This is a genomic window from Arthrobacter crystallopoietes (assembly GCF_002849715.1).
Classification (GTDB): Bacteria; Actinomycetota; Actinomycetes; order Actinomycetales; family Micrococcaceae; genus Crystallibacter; species Crystallibacter crystallopoietes.
This window is the reverse complement of sequence record NZ_CP018863.1, coordinates 4,046,279-4,062,498: the sequence shown is the minus strand read 5'-3', so window position 1 is coordinate 4,062,498 and position 16,220 is coordinate 4,046,279. Positions and strand designations below refer to the sequence as shown.

Annotated in this window: 16 protein-coding genes; 3 read left to right on the top strand and 13 right to left on the bottom strand. The window is 61.5% G+C overall.

The features are described 5' to 3' along the window. Positions 1-49: 49 nt before the first annotated feature. The 3 genes from AC20117_RS18695 to AC20117_RS18685 all read left to right on the top strand — a co-directional run bounded on the left by AC20117_RS18695 (position 50) and on the right by AC20117_RS18685 (position 2,093). Positions 50-523 carry an NfeD family protein gene (locus tag AC20117_RS18695; protein WP_074703414.1) on the top strand — a complete coding sequence of 158 codons (474 nt, stop codon included), beginning with the start codon at positions 50-52 and terminating at the stop codon, positions 521-523. Between the two features lie 93 nt (positions 524-616). Next, complete coding sequence (locus tag AC20117_RS18690) at positions 617-1,573, top strand: SPFH domain-containing protein (RefSeq protein WP_074702361.1); 957 nt, start codon at positions 617-619, stop codon at positions 1,571-1,573. Between the two features lie 172 nt (positions 1,574-1,745). Then, positions 1,746-2,093, top strand: a complete 348-nt coding sequence (locus tag AC20117_RS18685) for an RNA polymerase-binding protein RbpA (protein ID WP_074702362.1) — start codon at positions 1,746-1,748, stop codon at positions 2,091-2,093. 52 nt (positions 2,094-2,145) lie between these two features. Here AC20117_RS18685 and AC20117_RS18680 read toward each other — a convergent pair whose 3' ends face one another. The 13 genes from AC20117_RS18680 to AC20117_RS18620 all read right to left on the bottom strand — a co-directional run bounded on the left by AC20117_RS18680 (position 2,146) and on the right by AC20117_RS18620 (position 16,218). After that, a complete protein-coding gene (locus AC20117_RS18680; protein ID WP_074702363.1) occupies positions 2,146-2,874 on the bottom strand; it encodes a polyprenol monophosphomannose synthase in 729 nt (242 codons plus the stop codon). Between the two features lie 488 nt (positions 2,875-3,362). Continuing rightward, complete coding sequence (locus AC20117_RS18675) at positions 3,363-5,027, bottom strand: amidohydrolase (RefSeq protein WP_074702364.1); 1,665 nt, start codon at positions 5,025-5,027, stop codon at positions 3,363-3,365. 118 nt (positions 5,028-5,145) lie between these two features. Continuing rightward, the gene (locus tag AC20117_RS18670) at positions 5,146-7,980 is read right to left on the bottom strand and encodes a DEAD/DEAH box helicase (protein WP_074702365.1); all 2,835 of its coding nucleotides are present in this window, start codon (positions 7,978-7,980) and stop codon (positions 5,146-5,148) included. 47 nt (positions 7,981-8,027) lie between these two features. Beyond that, a complete protein-coding gene (gene tatC / locus AC20117_RS18665; RefSeq protein WP_083339857.1) occupies positions 8,028-8,831 on the bottom strand; it encodes a twin-arginine translocase subunit TatC in 804 nt (267 codons plus the stop codon). Positions 8,832-8,878: 47 nt separating this feature from the next. After that, positions 8,879-9,160 carry a Sec-independent protein translocase subunit TatA gene (gene tatA / locus AC20117_RS18660; protein ID WP_074702367.1) on the bottom strand — a complete coding sequence of 94 codons (282 nt, stop codon included), beginning with the start codon at positions 9,158-9,160 and terminating at the stop codon, positions 8,879-8,881. 34 nt (positions 9,161-9,194) lie between these two features. Next, entirely contained in the window at positions 9,195-9,536 is a 342-nt protein-coding gene (locus AC20117_RS18655) for a hypothetical protein (protein WP_074702368.1), read from the bottom strand. 2 nt (positions 9,537-9,538) lie between these two features. After that, on the bottom strand, positions 9,539-11,536 hold the full coding sequence (locus AC20117_RS18650) for a helix-turn-helix transcriptional regulator (RefSeq protein ID WP_074702369.1): 1,998 nt from the start codon (positions 11,534-11,536) through the stop codon (positions 9,539-9,541). Positions 11,537-11,642: 106 nt separating this feature from the next. Beyond that, positions 11,643-12,038: an FKBP-type peptidyl-prolyl cis-trans isomerase gene (locus AC20117_RS18645; RefSeq protein ID WP_074702370.1), complete on the bottom strand. Its 396-nt coding sequence runs from the start codon at positions 12,036-12,038 to the stop codon at positions 11,643-11,645. Positions 12,039-12,074: 36 nt separating this feature from the next. Beyond that, positions 12,075-12,989 carry an FKBP-type peptidyl-prolyl cis-trans isomerase gene (locus AC20117_RS18640; protein WP_074702371.1) on the bottom strand — a complete coding sequence of 305 codons (915 nt, stop codon included), beginning with the start codon at positions 12,987-12,989 and terminating at the stop codon, positions 12,075-12,077. 90 nt (positions 12,990-13,079) lie between these two features. Then, positions 13,080-14,441 carry a Pup--protein ligase gene (gene pafA / locus AC20117_RS18635; protein ID WP_074702372.1) on the bottom strand — a complete coding sequence of 454 codons (1,362 nt, stop codon included), beginning with the start codon at positions 14,439-14,441 and terminating at the stop codon, positions 13,080-13,082. A 1-nt stretch (position 14,442) separates the two neighbouring features. Then, positions 14,443-15,165 (bottom strand): proteasome subunit alpha, encoded by a 723-nt coding sequence (gene prcA / locus AC20117_RS18630; RefSeq protein WP_074702373.1) that lies wholly within the window; start codon positions 15,163-15,165, stop codon positions 14,443-14,445. A 3-nt stretch (positions 15,166-15,168) separates the two neighbouring features. Further along, complete coding sequence (gene prcB / locus AC20117_RS18625; RefSeq protein ID WP_074702374.1) at positions 15,169-16,008, bottom strand: proteasome subunit beta; 840 nt, start codon at positions 16,006-16,008, stop codon at positions 15,169-15,171. A 3-nt stretch (positions 16,009-16,011) separates the two neighbouring features. Beyond that, complete coding sequence (locus AC20117_RS18620; RefSeq protein WP_074702375.1) at positions 16,012-16,218, bottom strand: ubiquitin-like protein Pup; 207 nt, start codon at positions 16,216-16,218, stop codon at positions 16,012-16,014. Between the last annotated feature and the right edge of the window lie 2 nt (positions 16,219-16,220).

Here is a 16,220-nt window from a genome sequence, read left to right as displayed (position 1 = left end):
CTGTGGCGTGTTCGTGGTCCCGCGTACCTACCTGCAACAGGGGGAACCGATGCTTGAATGGCTCGTCATCAACAGCTGGGTCCTCTGGCTGGCGCTGTTCCTTGTTTTGGCGATCGTCGAGATGATGACGCTCGACCTGTTCTTCATCATGATGTCCTTCGGGGCTCTGATCGCCTTATTCACCGCACTGCTCGCCTGGCCGTTCTGGATCCAGGTGGTTGTTTTCTGCGTCGTGGCGCTGCTCATGGTTCTTGTGGTGCGTCCCGTAGGGCTGCGCCACCTGCGTCGCGGTCCCCGGGACCGGGCCACCAACGTCGACCGGCTGATCGGTGAATCGGCCATGGCGCTGGAACCCGTCACGGACCACTCCGGCATGGTCAAGATCGGTGGCGACACCTGGACGGCACGTTCGAGCGATGGCTCGGCAATCCCGGCCGGGGCACGGGTAGCCGTGGCACGGATCGAAGGAGCCACCGCCGTCGTCTACCCTGCCGCGGAGCCGGGGCCATATCCGGCGCAGTAAGCCGGCAAAGATGAAGGGCGCATCACGCACTCAGCCTGACGGATGGCTCAGCATCCGGACCAACAGGACGCGAATAACAACTGAAGGGGAGCTATGGATACCAATATCGGCATCTGGATAGTGCTGCTGGTCCTGATCATTTTTGTGTTCATTGTGTTGGTCCGCGCCGTCCGGATTATTCCGCAGGCGCGTGCGGGCGTAGTCGAACGTTTGGGCAAGTACCAGCGCACGCTCAACCCCGGACTGACCATCCTGATCCCGTTCGTTGACCGGCTCCTGCCCCTGCTGGATCTGCGCGAACAGGTCGTGTCGTTTCCGCCGCAGCCCGTTATTACCGAAGACAACCTCGTCGTATCCATTGACACGGTCATCTATTTTCAAGTGACCGATCCCCGTGCCGCGACGTACGAGATCGCCAACTACATCCAGGCCGTCGAACAGCTAACCACCACGACCTTGCGAAACGTTGTGGGCGGGCTGAACCTCGAAGAGGCGCTGACCTCCCGGGACCAGATCAACGGTCAGCTGCGCGGTGTCCTGGATGAGGCAACCGGCCGCTGGGGCATCCGTGTTTCGCGTGTGGAACTCAAGGCGATCGACCCGCCGCACTCCATCCAGGATTCCATGGAAAAGCAGATGCGTGCAGACCGGGACCGGCGGGCGGCCATCCTGACAGCGGAAGGTGTGAAGCAGTCGCAGATCCTTACCGCTGAAGGTGAACGCCAGGCGGCCATCCTCAAAGCCGAGGGCGACGCCAAAGCAGCCATTCTCCGTGCCGACGGTGAATCGCAGGCGATCCAGAAGGTGTTCGATGCCATCCATAAAGGCAATCCGACCCAAAAACTGCTCGCTTACCAGTACCTTCAGACATTGCCCAAGCTTGCAGACGGATCCTCCAACAAACTGTGGATTATCCCCAGCGAAGTCGGTGAGGCGCTCAAGGGTATCGGCAGTGTCCTGGGGGCTGCGACACCGGACGGGGCAAGCCCTGATGCTGCCGGCGGCGGACCGGGCGAGGACCACGGCAGCCCTGCCCGGGGCCTGTTGTGAAATATCCGCCTTTACCCTCGCGGCCATTCCGGACTATAATTGGTTGTTTGCCGCGAAGCTGATGCCCGCTGCCGACCGGGAACAGTTGATGGTCCGGAAGCGTTGAAGGTAGTGCGGGTCATGCCGGGACGGTGCATTTCACCGCCCCACCATAAGACAAGAGGGAGAGATCATGAGCGATCGTAGCCTGCGGGGTATGCGTCTCGGAGCGCAGAGCATGGAGACGGAATCCGGTGTCGAGCCGGCGCCGCGTCAACGCGTGGAATACCGTTGCGAGGATGGCGAGCAGGTCTTTGTTACCTTTGCCGCTGAGGCTGAGATCCCCCCGACCTGGGTTTCCAAGACCGGCAAGGAAGCGTTGCTCGTCAATGGCGAAAAGCCCGACGACAGCAATGAGAAGGCCGTCCGGACCCACTGGGATATGTTGCTGGAACGCCGCTCGGTCGAAGAACTGGAGCAGATCCTTGAGGACCGGTTGAACATTCTGCGTGAACGCCGCGGCGAACGCCGCTCCGCCTAGAACATAGGCATAGCTGAGGGAGGAGACCGGAAACGGTCTCCTCCCTCAGTCTTTAAGACCTGCCGGTCAGCTTGCGCCAGCGGGAACGGAGTCCCCATTTCGTGACAAGGATGATTGATTCAAGTACGATCCCGCCGCTCATCTTCGAGTCCCCGAATTCGCGTTCCACGAAAGTGATCGGAACTTCCCGGACGTCGAGTCCGGCCTTGAGTGTTTTCCAGGTGAGGTCCACTTGGAAGCAGTAGCCGACGGATTCAACGGATTCGAGATCGATCTTCTTCAGCGTCTCCGCACGGAAAGCATTGAAGCCACCGGTAATGTCCTTGACCCGGACGCCAAGCAGGATCCGCGAATATAAGCTGCCACCGAGTGAGAGCAGCTTCCGGTGCAGCGGCCAGTTGACGACCTTGCCTCCACGGATCCACCGCGAGCCTTTGACCATGTCCGCACCGCGGTCCAAAGCATCCAGCAGACGCTGCAACTCTTCGGGCTGGTGGGAACCGTCGGCATCCATTTCGACCAGAATGTCGTAGCCCGCGTCGAGGCCCCAGCGGAATCCGGCGATGTAGGCTGCGCCGAGTCCTTCCTTACCCTGCCGGTGCAGGACATGGACGGCGCTGTCTGCGGCAGCTACCGTGTCCGCCGCCGCTCCGGTGCCATCGGGAGAGTTGTCATCGACTACCAGGACGTCTGTGGCGGGGGCTACGGCCCGGAGCCGGTCCAAGGTTCGAGGCAGGGACTCAATCTCGTTATACGTCGGAATGATGGTCAGGACCCGCACTCAGCTGCCTTTCGATCTCGCTACTGTTGCCGCATATGATGGCGCGGGCATGTCCCCGGGACCGGGCCGAACGCCAACGGTCCAGTATATGTCATCGTTCCTTGGCCCAACCGCACAGAGCGGACGGCGTCCGCAGAAAAGAGGGTAGGTTCGCGCGCCTTCGGGCCAGGAACCGGATCCGCGAAGCGGACGGAACCTGTTTTCTACTGACGCGCAAACCTACCCGTTGGAAGCACCGGACATCCAGCCGCCGGACAGAACTTCCACTCTGCCGACGACGTGCACCGGTTTGGTCCGGAGCCCGGCCTGGGCCATTGGCTTATCCAAAAACGACCCATTGAGCTAAAAGCTTACGTGGTCAGAACCGGGTGTCAATGTGGCCTTGACCTGCGGGTTCTCCCATTTCTGCAGGTCAGTACGGCAAGTCGGAATGCATCATCTTGGTGACTATTTTCCTGCTACTCCGTCCGGCCGCGGCGGGTACACCATTAGGAAGCCGAGTGGACGTCTCTGTCATAGATCACGTACCCGTCCACCACCGTGCGCGAGCATACGGGGAGGGCGTCTGTATCCAGCGAGGGCAGCATGGGCGTGCCGGCCCGGGCGTCCGTGCTCCAGGACGAAACTCTGCTGTCCGGCGTCTGGATCGAGAGCTCGGCCACATCCCACACGGCAAACGTGGCGGGTGTGCCGGGGGCCAACTGTCCCTGCATGGGATTCGGCTCTCGGGCCGCCCGCCAACCGGCCCTGGTGTGGGCAAGGAAAGCAGCTCGTGCCGAGATGCGCTGTTCCGGGTTGTGATGTTCCAGGCACGCTTTTACCGTCCTCCAGGGGCTCTGCTCCGTGACTGGTGCGTCCGATCCCAGACAGACAGGAATGCCCGCTGTCTGGAGCGTTCCGATGGCATTCATGCCCAAGGATGTCTGAGCTCCGAGCCGCGATGCGTACAAACCGTTCGTGCCGCCCCAATAGGCATCGAAGAGCGGCTGCATGCTGGCAGTGATTCCGAATTCCAGCAGCCGATCGACTGCCCCGGACGACATCATCTCGACGTGCTCGAACCGGTGCCGGGCCGAGCGGACCACGGCACTTCCCACACGATCTGCTGCGACCTGCAGAGCCTCGATGGCCCGGTCGAGCGCTGCGTCACCGATGACGTGGAAGCCGCCTTGGATCCCTGCTAAGGAACAGAGCTCGAGGTGCCTGGCGGCTTGCTCCACGGAGAGGAATAACTCTCCGGCTTCGCCAGGCCGGTCTTGGTAGCCGCTGTGCACACAGGCTGTGTGAGAGCCGATGGACCCATCAATGTTGAGGTCGCCGGCCAGACCCTTGAGTCTGTTTCCGAACAGCTCGAGGATATCTTGCAGCTGCTCGGCCGATTCCGCCAACTGCCCCCAGTACGGAAGGATCCTGGGGAGCGACCGGTACTCGTCGTCCGCCAATGCAATCAAACCCAGCAGATCCTCGGCCGGAGCAATGTGCGGGGCCCCCATTTCCGCCAGGGCCACATAGCCTCGCGCCGCGGCATGGTTTAAGGCCAGGCGCTGTACGTCCCTCCGGCGGGCGGCAGATGGGTTATTCGCCGCTGCGCGGACCAGCTGGAGCGCGCGCGTACGCGCCACTCCTGTGCCGTCCCAGCCCTCCTCAGCCTGCAACCTGAGCCTGGCGGCGAACGAGGCGGAAACGGCTCCCGAGTGCACGTCAACCCGGCTGAGGTATACGTCCTGTCCCCCGCCGGCGCGCTCCAGTTCGTCAGCTGTAGGCGGCCGGCCTTCGGGCCAGCGGCTCTCATCCCAGCCATGCCCGAGCACCGGGGACGCGCCGGAACGCGCAGCGCCGGCAACGGCGTCGAGGACCTCGGCCAAGGAGTTGCAACGGGACAAGTCGAGCGAGGCCAAAGCCAGGCCGGCGTCCGTGACATGCACATGGGAATCTACGAACCCCGGGGCCACGAGCCTGCCCTGCAGGTCGATGATCTCCATCTTGCTGTCAGCGATTGATGTTGCTGCCTCTTCGGAGCCGATCCAGGCTACCGTTCCGCCGTCGACCAGCATTGCGGTGGCATACGGGTCTGCAGGGCTGTACACGGAACCGTTGCGGTACAGCGAAAGACCGGATACTGCCGCGCGTTCGGTCAGCTGGGACTCACTCATGAAACTCCAATCAAAGGTAAATCAATAAAAAGTTCATCTTCACGCCGGAACCAGTTGGCACAGAGCTGGCGGCGGCGGGCTCGGTGGATGAATGGGCCTTGGGGAACGAACGGCTCGCCTATTCCGCTACTGCGGAATAGGCGACCACACCGCGCCGGACCAGAACGATGGCCTGCCGGCTGAGTGCCGCCATCTTCGGTTCAATGTCGGGCACTTTGACCAGCTGGTCAAGCAGATCGATGACCTGCTTGGCCCAACGCACGAAGTCTCCTGCCGCCAGTTCAGTCCCTTGGAGGGCTGCCAGCAGGGACCGTCCCTGCGCCCACTTGTACATGGGCCAGATGAGGCCAAGCTCTGGTTCGCCGCTGAGAGGCAGCTTGTGCTGTTCCTCCCTGTCGGTCAGGACCGACCACTCTCTGACGGCAATATCGACCGCCGTTTCCAGCGACACGCTCGGCATCTTCGGCCGGATGCCGGTCTCCTCCCGTTTGGCTTGGAAAACGAGACAGGAGACGAAAGCGGCGAATTCGGCGGCGTCCAGGTCTTCGAAAGCACCGTTTTCAATACACAACGCCACGAGCAGGTCGCGGTCGCCGTAAATCCGGCGGAGTCTGTTGCCAGCCGCGCTGATTGTGACTCTGCCGTCCGGATGTGTTTCGAGGTAGTCATAGGTGTCGAGCAGGTCGCAGACACGGTCAAAGGTTTTAGCGATGGTATTGGTACGGCCCTGGATCTGCCCCATTAATTGGTCCGTTTCCCGCCGGAGCTTCCACCAGCGTTCGGACCAGCGGGCATGGTCTTCACGGTCGCTGCAGCCATGGCAAGGGTGGGACCTAAGTTTCCGACGCAGCTCCGTAATCTGCTGTTCCTGCCGTTCCGAACCCGGCACTGCAAAGTTGTGACGGTCGCTTCCCCTCCGAGGCGGCCTGTTTTCATGCAGCGCATTGCGCAGCGACGACGCCAGATCGCGGCGTTCCTTGGGGCTGCGGCTGTTGAACGCCTTCGGCACACGGATAGTGGACAGGACCTCGACCGGCCCTTCGAGATCCTGGGCCGAAATTCGCCGGATCTGCTTGTCCATCGTCAAGACTGTGGGCCGTGGCTCGAAGCCGGACGCGTCCGGAGTCAGGACCACGGCGTATCCCTCGCTACGTCCGCCGGGAATATCGATGATGTCGCCCCGGCGCAGACGTTCGAGAGAAGCGGCTGCCGCGGAACGCAGGTGCCGGGTCCGGGACTTCGCCGATTGGGTTTCCACCTCTTTCAGTTCCCGCCGCAATCGCGCGTACTCGGTGAAGTCGCCGAGATGGCACGTCATGGATTTGGCGTAGCCGGCAAGAGATTCTTCCCGGCTGCGAACTTGTTTCGCGAGTCCCACCACGGACCTGTCCGCTTGGAACTGGGCAAAGGAAGTTTCGAGTATTTCGCGAGCCTTTGGCCGGCCGAACTGGGCGATGAGATTGATCGACATATTGTAGGTCGGACGGAAGCTGGAATTGAGCGGATAGGTGCGGCGCGAGGCAAGACCGGCCACCGCCGCAGGATCCGTTCCCGGCTGCCAGAGGACAACCGCATGGCCCTCGACGTCGATGCCCCTGCGGCCGGCCCTGCCGGTCAGCTGGGTGTACTCGCCGGCCGTGATGTTAACGTGGGCTTCGCCATTGAACTTGTCCAGCTTTTCCAGCACCACGGTTCGGGCGGGCATATTCACGCCCAGAGCCAGTGTTTCGGTGGAGAAGACGGCCTTGACGAAGCCGTCCGCGAATAGCTTCTCCACCACCTCTTTGAAGGTCGGCAGCATGCCGGCATGGTGGGCCGCCAGACCCCGCACCAGCCCCTCGCGCCAGGTCCAGAAACCGAGCACACCCAGATCTTCCTCGGGAATGTCCTGGGCCGCTTCATCCACCCGCCGGACGATCTCATCGCGCTCAGCCTCGGTGGTCAGCCACAATCCGGCATCCAAGCATTGCCTGACGGCCGCATCGCACCCGTTCCGCGAAAAAATGAAGGTGATCGCCGGAAGCAGTCCTTCCTTATCGAGACGCGCAATGACCTGCGGACGCGAGGCCCTGCGCACCCGGCTCATTGGCTGCTGCGGCCTCGTCGGTGCGCGTTTGCCCCGGCGTGCTCCGGCACGTCCCCAATTGGCGGCCCGGTTGAGCTTCTGCTCGGAGTACGCCAGCTCCAGCAGTTCGGGGTTCACCTCGAAGCGGTCCGCGGCTCCGGTTCCGGTTCCGGGCGACATGGCGGGTGCCGCCTCATCAAACGCAACGTCGGAGGCAAAGAGGTCCAGAATATCCGGCCCGACCATCACATGCTGCCACAGCGGCACGGGCCGGTGTTCCGAAACCACCACGTCCGTGTCCCCGCGCACGGTATCGAGCCAGGCGCCGAACTCCTCCGCGTTGGAAACAGTGGCCGACAGCGATACCAACTGCACGCTGCTGGGCAGATGGATGATGACTTCTTCCCAGACTGCGCCGCGGAAACGGTCCGCCAGATAGTGGACCTCATCCATCACGACATAGGCCAGTTCGTCCAGTGTCTGGGAATTGGCGTAGAGCATGTTGCGCAGTACTTCGGTGGTCATCACGACCACGTCCGCGTTCGGATTGATGGAAACATCCCCGGTCAGCAGCCCGACACGTTCGGCACCATAGACGTGGACCAACTCCGTGTACTTCTGGTTGCTCAACGCTTTAATAGGCGTGGTGTAGAAGGCCTTCAGGCCTCGTTGCAGACCCATATAGACCGCGAATTCACCGATGACCGTCTTCCCGGCCCCGGTCGGCGCTGCCACCAGCACTCCCCTGCCCCGTTCCAGTGCCTCGCAGGCCTCCCGCTGGAAGGGATCCAGTTCGAATCCCAGGGTTTGCGTAAACGCGAAGAGCTTGGTCTTGGCATGGGCTGCTCTTGCTGTTGCCGCCCTGTACCGCTCGGATGGGGAACTCATATTAGAAGCCTAATGGTATTAGCCGGCGGAAGAGCGCTTCCACCGGCTCAGGCCTCTGCAGGACCCTCAAGATCAGTCAGCGGTGTTGCCTTGTCTGCAGACGCTTCCACTTCCTCCTCACGTTCCTTCTTCTTCCGTGCACGACGCTTGTCGTTGAGCAGGCACACGCCGACGGCGACGAAGAACAGGGCCAGCAGCGGCCCCGCCAGCAGGAACATGGACATGGCATCCGGACCGGGCGCTGCCATCGCGGCAACCACACATACAACGAAGACAACGATGCGCCAGCTCTTGATGACTTGCCGTCCGCTGACGAGGCCGGCGAAGTTGACCCCGACCAGGACCACCGGCAGGAGGAAAGCCACGCCCAGGGATAGGAACATACGCATGACAAAGGTCAGGTAGTCCGTTGCCAGGATCTGGTTCACGCCTCCTACGGGCGTGAACATGGTGAGAACCTTGACGATCTCCGGCAGCACAATCCAGCCAAAGTAGATGCCCAGCAGAAACAAGGGCACAGCGGCCACCATAAAACCGAGTGTGTAGCGCCGCTCTTTCTGTTTCAAGCCTGGCGTGATGAAGGCCCAGATCTGGTAAATCCAGATCGGCGAGCTGACGAGAAAGCCCAGAAACAGGGAGACCTGAATTTTCAGATCGAACGGAGAACCTACGCTGCCGTAGTTGATTTCCGCACGGCGGCCCTCAACGGACGAAATTTCGATCAGCGGTTGCTGGACTGCGACCATTACCGGGTCGTAAAGGAACCATCCCCCGATGGCGCCCAGAAGAATAGCAATGCCGGATACAATCAGCCGGTTCCGGAATTCTTTGATGTGCTCTTTGAGCGCCATCCGTCCTTCAGGATTGGCTTTGCGGCCTTTACCTCGAGACATTGGCCTTACTGCTGGTTGGGCGGCGGAGTTCCGCCGTTCGCGTTCGGTGCCTGATCCCGGTTGTTCTGGTTTCGGGGCGGATTCACCACGCGGCCTTCAACGGCGTCGTCGTCGGTGTCATCCTTGGACGGGTTCTCATCCTTCATCTGCTTGACTTCGGACTTGAAGATCCGCATCGACTGACCCACGCTGCGGGCAAGACCCGGGAGCTTGGGGGCTCCGAAGAGCAGCAGGACAATGATGACGAGAATGATGATTGTCCAGGGGTTGTCGAAGAGTCGTCCCATTGGATGGTTCCTTTCGTTTCGAGTACATCTTACGTTATGAAAGCCTGACGTCCCTGAGGGACTGCCTCTGCCCGGCGGCAGCCCGTCGGGCCACGCGTTTGAGCCGTCTAGCCTCGCGTCGTTCCGCCTTGCCCGAAACGTAGATTTCCCGTGCTTCCGCGGGGTCAAGAAAGACTCCCGAAACAATGGTGCGCGGTTCTGCTGCCCCGGTGCTGCCGGGGACGTCGAAACCCGAGCCGAGCTTGCCTGCCGCCACCTCGAAATCCTGCAGAGTTGCCTTTACTTGGCGGAAGAGCCGAAAACCCAGGTAAACGACGAAGAGCAACGCGAGGGCACAAAGCGCAACCCAGAGCAGAATCCAGAACCACCATGACATGCTTACGAGTCTAGTCCGTCCAGCTTTGAATTTTCCGAATAGACCTCCAGCGCAGCCGCAAGCCACGCGCGGGCAGCCAGTGCGAGGCTCGCGGGCTCGAGGATGGTAACTTCACCGCCGTGACGGGCTACCAAAGGCGTGATGATCGCCGTCGAACCCAGGCGAAGCTCCGCCACAACGTCGCCATTGTCCAGAACGACGCGGCGTTCGGCGTTGTAGTGCTCCGCGAGCTCCGCCAGTCGCGATGAGATCTTCAACACCACAAGTTCGTCCGTGTCCCTAGGGGTAAAGAGCGCTTGGGGAAATTGCGAACTCCGCGCCTCGGGCTGCTGGAAGTGCTGCCCGGTCCTGCGCAGCGAGCGGATTCTGTCCGCCCGGAACTGCCGGATTGCCTGCTGGCCGTGGCACCACGCTTCGGTGTACCAGTGGCCATCGACAGCGAACACCTGTACCGGGTCGATGTCCCGAACCGTCATTTCATCCCGCGAAGGGACCAGATACTCAATCGTGAGCGTCTCGCTGGCAGCCACGGCGTCCTGCAGGGCGAGGACTTCCTCCGTGCGGGTATCGGCGTCGAAGTCCGCAGCAATGGCACGGTGCAGGCCACGGTCGCCGCCGGTCGCGTCCAGCAGTTTGCTCAGCGCGCTCCGCAGTGCGGGCCGGTCCCCCACTCCCGGAACGGTTTCCAACGCCTGCAGGCCCACCACAAGGGACAACGCTTCGTCGATACTCAGCCGAACGGGCTGGGCTATCTCGTCGGCATTGCCGATATAGATGGAGCCGTCCTCCCAGTAGGCGTCGATCAGCTGGTCCGGCCCATAGCCGGGAGCCCCGCAGACAAAAAGGAGGCTGAGATCCTTGCCCAGCTGATCCGGGCTCACTCCGAACTTCTCTGCGGTCTCGTTCAGAGGTGCACCTGGATGGGCGCTCACATAGGACACCAGATCGAGGAGCCGCGGAAGGCGGTCCAAGGATGAAGATTTTGTCCGTGCCGGTCTCGCTGTGGAGCCGAGATCGTACGACGGCGGTGCTTGGGTCATCGACTCAAGCGCACCGTTGAAACGCCGGATGACGGCGTCCTTCAGCTCGACCGGATCGACCGCATAGGCATTCGCTCCATGAGAGGCAACCTCTTCGGCAAAGGTCTCGATATCACCGAACGTGCAGGTCACGGTATCCCAGCCGTGAGGCCCTGCATCCACAGTGGATGCGGCGGTCCGAAGAGAATGTGCGTGCCCTTGCCGAAGGAGCAGGGTGGCGGTGCCCTGCTGCCTGTCGGGGACCAACGACTCCAGCGCCGCGCGCATGGTGAACTCTTCGGGAACCAGGTAAGTGCCGGAGAGCTTCTTGACCTTCGAAGTTATCCGAGTCAAGCGGAAGGTGCGTTCGTCTCCGCGGTCAAGGTCATTACCCACCAGGTACCAATGGCCGAAGCGGTTGCCCAAACCCCATGGTTCGACGTGCCGTACCGACACTCCGCCCGAACTGGCCGCCCGGTATTCGAACGACACCGGATATCTGTCCATGACGGCCTTCAGCAGCTCGTCGAATGCTGGCTCAGCCGTGCGGATTCGGGGTTCAATTCCGATCAGGGAATCGCCTTCCGCCAAGGCGCCGCGGACGTCCAGCCGGCGTACTGCCCTGGCTGCGGCGGAGCCAAGCGAGGCCTGCTGCCAGATGCGCGAAGCCAGCGAAAGCACAGCCGATTCCTCCGGAGTGAAAGAGAGCTCGGGGAGACGATAGGTTTCGCGGTCGATGCGGTAGCGCGTAACACCAGAGTCCAGGTCAAAGAAAGCATCCTCGATGAAGGTCTGGACCGGGATGCCCATTTCGCGCAGGTCGTCCTTGTCCCGTTCGAACAGCCTGTTAAAGGCCTCCTCGCTCGAAGCCTCTTTATAGGGAGGTATCAGCGCGCGTAGCTCTTCTTTGCTGTACCCGCGTCTGCGTTCCAGCAGCGCGATCAGAAGATTAAGCAGGCGTTCGGTTTTGGACGCGGACATAGCCTCAAGGGTACTTCCAGCTTCACGATGCAAGCGAAGTTAACGACGGCGGGCGGAGTAACGATGAACTAACGTTACTCCGCCCGCGACTAGGCCTCTGAAGCGGTTACCGCACGCCCAGCAGGTCGACTACGAAGATCAGTGACTCACCCGGTGCGATGGCGCCACCTGCGCCCCGTTCGCCGTAGGCAAGCTCCGAGGGGATCTCGAGACGGCGGCGGCCGCCGACCTTCATGCCCAGCAGGCCCTGGTCCCAGCCTTGGATAACCTGGCCAACGCCTACGCGGAAGTCGAGCGGTTGGCCGCGGTTCCAGGAAGCATCGAATTCTTCGCCGGTGGACCACGCCACACCCACATAGTGTGTGGAGACGGTGTCCCCGGGCTTGGCCTCTGCACCGGTACCGACGATGAGGTCCTCGATGCCCAGCTCAGTGGGGGCAGCCGTGCCCGGGAAATCGATTTCGGGCTTCTGGCGATCGTATTCGCGCTGTCCAAACGACATGTTTAGGGTACCTTTCCTAGCGGTTGTGGCTTGTTGTTACTTTACTTCGACCAGTTCGACGTAGAAGATCAAGTCTCCTGACGCGTCCCCTTGCCCTTGGACATATGCTAGTTCCGTAGGAATGGACAGCATAACTTTTGCCCCTTCCTTGAGCCCGGTCAGCCCCTTGGTCCAGCCTTCGATGACCCCGTTGAGCGGAAACTCAGTCGGCTCGCCGCGGGAAAAACTTGAGTCGAACTCCTTGCCTTCGGCCCAGTTCCAGCCGGCATAGTTCGCTTTGACGGTGCTCTCGGCAGTGGCTTCCTTGCCGTCGCCCTCCTCGATCACTTGGACAATGAGGTCCTCCGGAGCCTGAGCGCCTTCCGGTATCTTGACTGACGGGACGCCGTCCTTATCGAAGCTGATCTCGGGCAGCTTCCCTGCCTTCTCCAACTCGGCTACCTCTGCGGGTTCGGCTTTCACCGCCTTGTCTTTGACCTGCTGGACTGAAACGACAAGCAGCTGCGGGCTGGAAGCAGGGGCACTGGCCGAAGCCTGCTCCGGAGGAGTGGCGTAGTAGGCGATCTGGGAGCCGGCCTTCGCCCCGATGAGGGCGTCGTAGAGGGCCGGATCGACGGACTTGAACTGTTCGTTGAGCTCGAGCGTCTGCGCGGCAATACCGGAGTAGGTCTCCCCGAGCTGTTCACCGGTCACCGCGTCGACGGCCATCAACTGGTAGCGGATCCATTGCCCGTCGACGGCGCCTTCGCCTTCGCCCTCATCGACTACCTTGGCCGTGGATTCCGGCAATTCCAAGGGTGCATCGAACTCGACTTTAGGGGCGGAACCGGCATCAGCTGCGGTGATGGTCACGTCATCCAGACTGTCCGAACCGGAGCCTTCGCTGTCGGCGCTGCTGCATGCAGTAAGCAACAGTGCAAAGGGCAGCATGGTCGCTAGTATTTTGCGCACATTTCAACTTTCGTGAGGTGCTGTCGGGGGCATGGCAGATCCGATGGACCCGCGTTGGTCATATTGTGACAGAGATAGCTGGGCAGTTCCTCAAAGTGAGGCCAGCAGAGCCTCGACCCTGTCATCAACGTTCTTAAAGGGATCCTTGCACAGGATGGTCTGCTGGGAGCGGTCATTGAGCTTCAGATGGACCCAGTCCACCGTGAAATCCCGCCCGTGTTCGCGCGCGGCACGGACAAAATCACCGCGGAGCTTGGCACGGGTGGTCTGCGGCGGATTGTCGACTGCAGATTTCACCTCGGGTTCCTGTACTACACGAGCGGCTTCGCCACGCGCCTGAAGCAGGAAAAACAGCCCGCGGCGCCGTGAGATGTCATGGTACGTCAGGTCCAGCTGCGAAATCCTGGCTGAATCCAGGTCCAGCCCATGGCGCTGGCTGAAGCGGTCAATCAGCTTCTTCTTAATCGCCCAGTCAATCTCCGTGTCAATTCCCGAATAATCCTGCGCTTCGACCGCTGCAAGAGTGCGTTTCCACAGATCAAGAATCCGTTCCACATGGGGACTGTGCGCGCCGTTGGTACGAACGAACTCCCGGGCTTTGTCCAAGTATTCCTGCTGCATCTGAAGGGCGCTCATTTCCTTCCCATTTGCAAGCTTGAGCGGTTTGGAACCGGTCAGGTCGTGGGAGATATCCCGGATGCTGCGGATGGGATTCTCCAGCCGGAGGTCGCGCATGATCACACCGGCTTCGATCATCCGCAGCAGAAGATCCACCGAACCGATCTTGAGCATGGTGGTTGTCTCGCACATGTTCGAGTCCCCGTTGATGACGTGCAGACGGCGGTAGTACTCGGCGTCCGCGTGCGGCTCATCACGGGTATTGATGATGGGGCGGGAACGCGTAGTAGCGGAAGAGACGCCTTCCCAGATATGGTCCGCCCGCTGGGAAAACGCGTAGATCGACCCGTTCTGGGTCTTCAGCACCTTACCGGCCCCCACCAGGACCTGGCGGGTGACCAGGAACGGAATCAGAATGTCCGCGAGCCGGGAGAACTCGAGTTTCCTCGGGATCAGATAGTTCTCATGGCTGCCGTAGGAATTTCCGGCGGAGTCCGTGTTGTTTTTGAAAAGGTAGACACTGCCGTCAAAGCCCTCGTGCCGCAATCGGTCCTGCGCCTCGTTCATAAGGTCTTCGAGGATCAGCTCTCCAGCGCGGTCCTGGGCGATCAACTGTGCTACGTCGTCGCACTCTGCGGTGGCATATTCCGGATGCGATCCGACATCCAGATACAGCCGCGAGCCGTTGGTCAGGAAGACATTCGAAGACCGTCCCCACGTCACTACCTTGCGGAACAGGTAGCGGGCCACTTCCTCCGGCGACAGCGGACGCGAGTCCGGCGCAGAATAGGAGATGCCAAACTCGGTCTCGATGCCGAAGATCCGTCTGTCCATGTCAGTCCCCCAAAATATCCGTCACCTCTGCATTGGACAGCCGCCGGAAAGCCCGGCGGTTGCCGCGGCTGGACATCGGGTCCCGGTCAAGGACCGCTACTTCCAGCATTTCCGGGCCGAGTCGGCGCTGGCCGGAAGCCCCTCCGTTGTCAGGCAGGTGCCCTTCCAAAGCCCCCGCAGCCGCGCGGATGACCCCGGCAAAGTCCTGACCCGCATCCCAATTCGACCGCAGCGTCTCATTCACCGCGTCGATCTCGCCGCCCATGACCACGTAATCCGGTTCGTCCGCGATGGATCCGTCGAAAGTGAGCCGGTAGAGATGGTCTTCCGCTTGCCGAAGTCCTACCTCGGCCACGGCCAGCTCCACTTCAAAGGGTTTGCTGTCGGCGGTGAACACGGCGCCCAGGCTCTGCGCGTAGACACTGGCGAGCCCCCGGGCTGTGACATCCTCCCGATCGTAGGAATAGCCCCGCACATCGGCGTACCGAACTCCTGCCTGCCGCAGGCTTTCGAACTCGTTGTATTTGCCAACGGCAGCGAACGCGATCCTGTCATAAATTTCGCCGATCTTGTGCAGCGACGGGGACGGGTTCTCGGCGACCAGGGCGATCCCTTCGCTGCAGCTGAGCACTACAACGGAGCGGCCGCGGGCGATGCCCTTCCGGGCGAAATCCGCCCGGTCTTTCATCAGTTGTTCCGGCGAGACATAGAACTGTTGGGTCATGGTTTATGCCTCCCGTCCGGCCACGGCACGCGAAGCGATCACGGCTTCGGCGGCGGCGGCAAGTACACGTTCCGGGATGCGCTTCGCTCCGGCCGAATTTACCGCGTAGACCACCGGCCACAGCTGCCGGACCACATCCGGTCCGCCCGTTGCGGAGTCGTCGTCAGCAGCGTCATACAACGATTCCACCGCGACAGACACGGCGCGGTCCTCGTCCATGTTGGGCTTCCAGAGCTTTTTCAACGCTCCGCGGGCGAAGACGGATCCGGAACCTACGGAGTGGTGTTCGAGTTCCTCATAGCGCCCGCCGGTCACGTCGTAGGAAAAGAGCCGCCCCAGATGCCGGTCTGTATCGAATCCTGCAAATAGCGGTATCACCGCCAGGCCCTGCATCGCCATAGGCAGGTTGCCTCGGATCATGGCGCCAAGCCTGTTTGCCTTGCCTTCCAGGCTCAGCAATGTGCCTTCGATCTTCTCGTAGTGTTCCAGCTCCACCTGGAAGAGGCGCGTGACGTCCAGAGCGATACCGGCCGTGCCGGCGATGCCCAGGACTGAGTAGTTATCAGCAGGGAAGACCTTCTCGATATGCCGGCTGGCAATCATATTTCCCATGGTTGCCCGCCGATCGCCGGCCATGATCACGCCCCCGGCGTAGGTCATGGCCACGATCGTTGTGGCATGCGGCGCCAAGTGTTCGGCATTCGAGCTGACGCCTGTCGCCGAACCGCGCACTCCAGGCAACAGATCCGGAGCACTGCGGGACAGATACTCGGAAAATGACGCCGTAGCCGCATGGGAAATTTGGGAAAATGTGGAACTATGTCCGCCAGCCGGCAAGTTCATGGGCTACTGTCCGCCCTTCTGGACAAAACCGCGCACAAACTCCTCCGCGTTTTGCTCGAGGACACCGTCGATTTCGTCGAGCAGATCGTCCGTGCCTTCGGTCTCAGCTTGTGCAGCTGCAGCAGGGGCGGGCTCAGGTGTCCCGGGGGCCTCGTCGTACTCTTCTTCCTGAGTGCGGCCTTCTACGTTCTTGCGGTCCTGCGTTGCCATGA

Excerpts from the sequence above, each read along its gene's own strand:
- AC20117_RS18695 (WP_074703414.1), top strand. The coding sequence starts at position 50 with ATGCTTGAATGGCTCGTCATCAACAGCTGGGTCCTCTGGCTGGCGCTG.
- AC20117_RS18675 (WP_074702364.1), bottom strand. The coding sequence starts at position 5,027 with ATGAGTGAGTCCCAGCTGACCGAACGCGCGGCAGTATCCGGTCTTTCG.
- AC20117_RS18650 (WP_074702369.1), bottom strand. The coding sequence starts at position 11,536 with ATGTCCGCGTCCAAAACCGAACGCCTGCTTAATCTTCTGATCGCGCTG.
- tatA (WP_074702367.1), bottom strand. The coding sequence starts at position 9,160 with ATGGGACGACTCTTCGACAACCCCTGGACAATCATCATTCTCGTCATC.
- tatC (WP_083339857.1), bottom strand. The coding sequence starts at position 8,831 with ATGGCGCTCAAAGAGCACATCAAAGAATTCCGGAACCGGCTGATTGTA.
- AC20117_RS18690 (WP_074702361.1), top strand. The coding sequence starts at position 617 with ATGGATACCAATATCGGCATCTGGATAGTGCTGCTGGTCCTGATCATT.
- AC20117_RS18645 (WP_074702370.1), bottom strand. The coding sequence starts at position 12,038 with ATGTCGTTTGGACAGCGCGAATACGATCGCCAGAAGCCCGAAATCGAT.
- pafA (WP_074702372.1), bottom strand. The coding sequence starts at position 14,441 with ATGGACAGACGGATCTTCGGCATCGAGACCGAGTTTGGCATCTCCTAT.
- AC20117_RS18655 (WP_074702368.1), bottom strand. The coding sequence starts at position 9,536 with ATGTCATGGTGGTTCTGGATTCTGCTCTGGGTTGCGCTTTGTGCCCTC.
- AC20117_RS18670 (WP_074702365.1), bottom strand. The coding sequence starts at position 7,980 with ATGAGTTCCCCATCCGAGCGGTACAGGGCGGCAACAGCAAGAGCAGCC.
- prcB (WP_074702374.1), bottom strand. The coding sequence starts at position 16,008 with ATGAACTTGCCGGCTGGCGGACATAGTTCCACATTTTCCCAAATTTCC.
- AC20117_RS18685 (WP_074702362.1), top strand. The coding sequence starts at position 1,746 with ATGAGCGATCGTAGCCTGCGGGGTATGCGTCTCGGAGCGCAGAGCATG.
- AC20117_RS18620 (WP_074702375.1), bottom strand. The coding sequence starts at position 16,218 with ATGGCAACGCAGGACCGCAAGAACGTAGAAGGCCGCACTCAGGAAGAA.
- prcA (WP_074702373.1), bottom strand. The coding sequence starts at position 15,165 with ATGACCCAACAGTTCTATGTCTCGCCGGAACAACTGATGAAAGACCGG.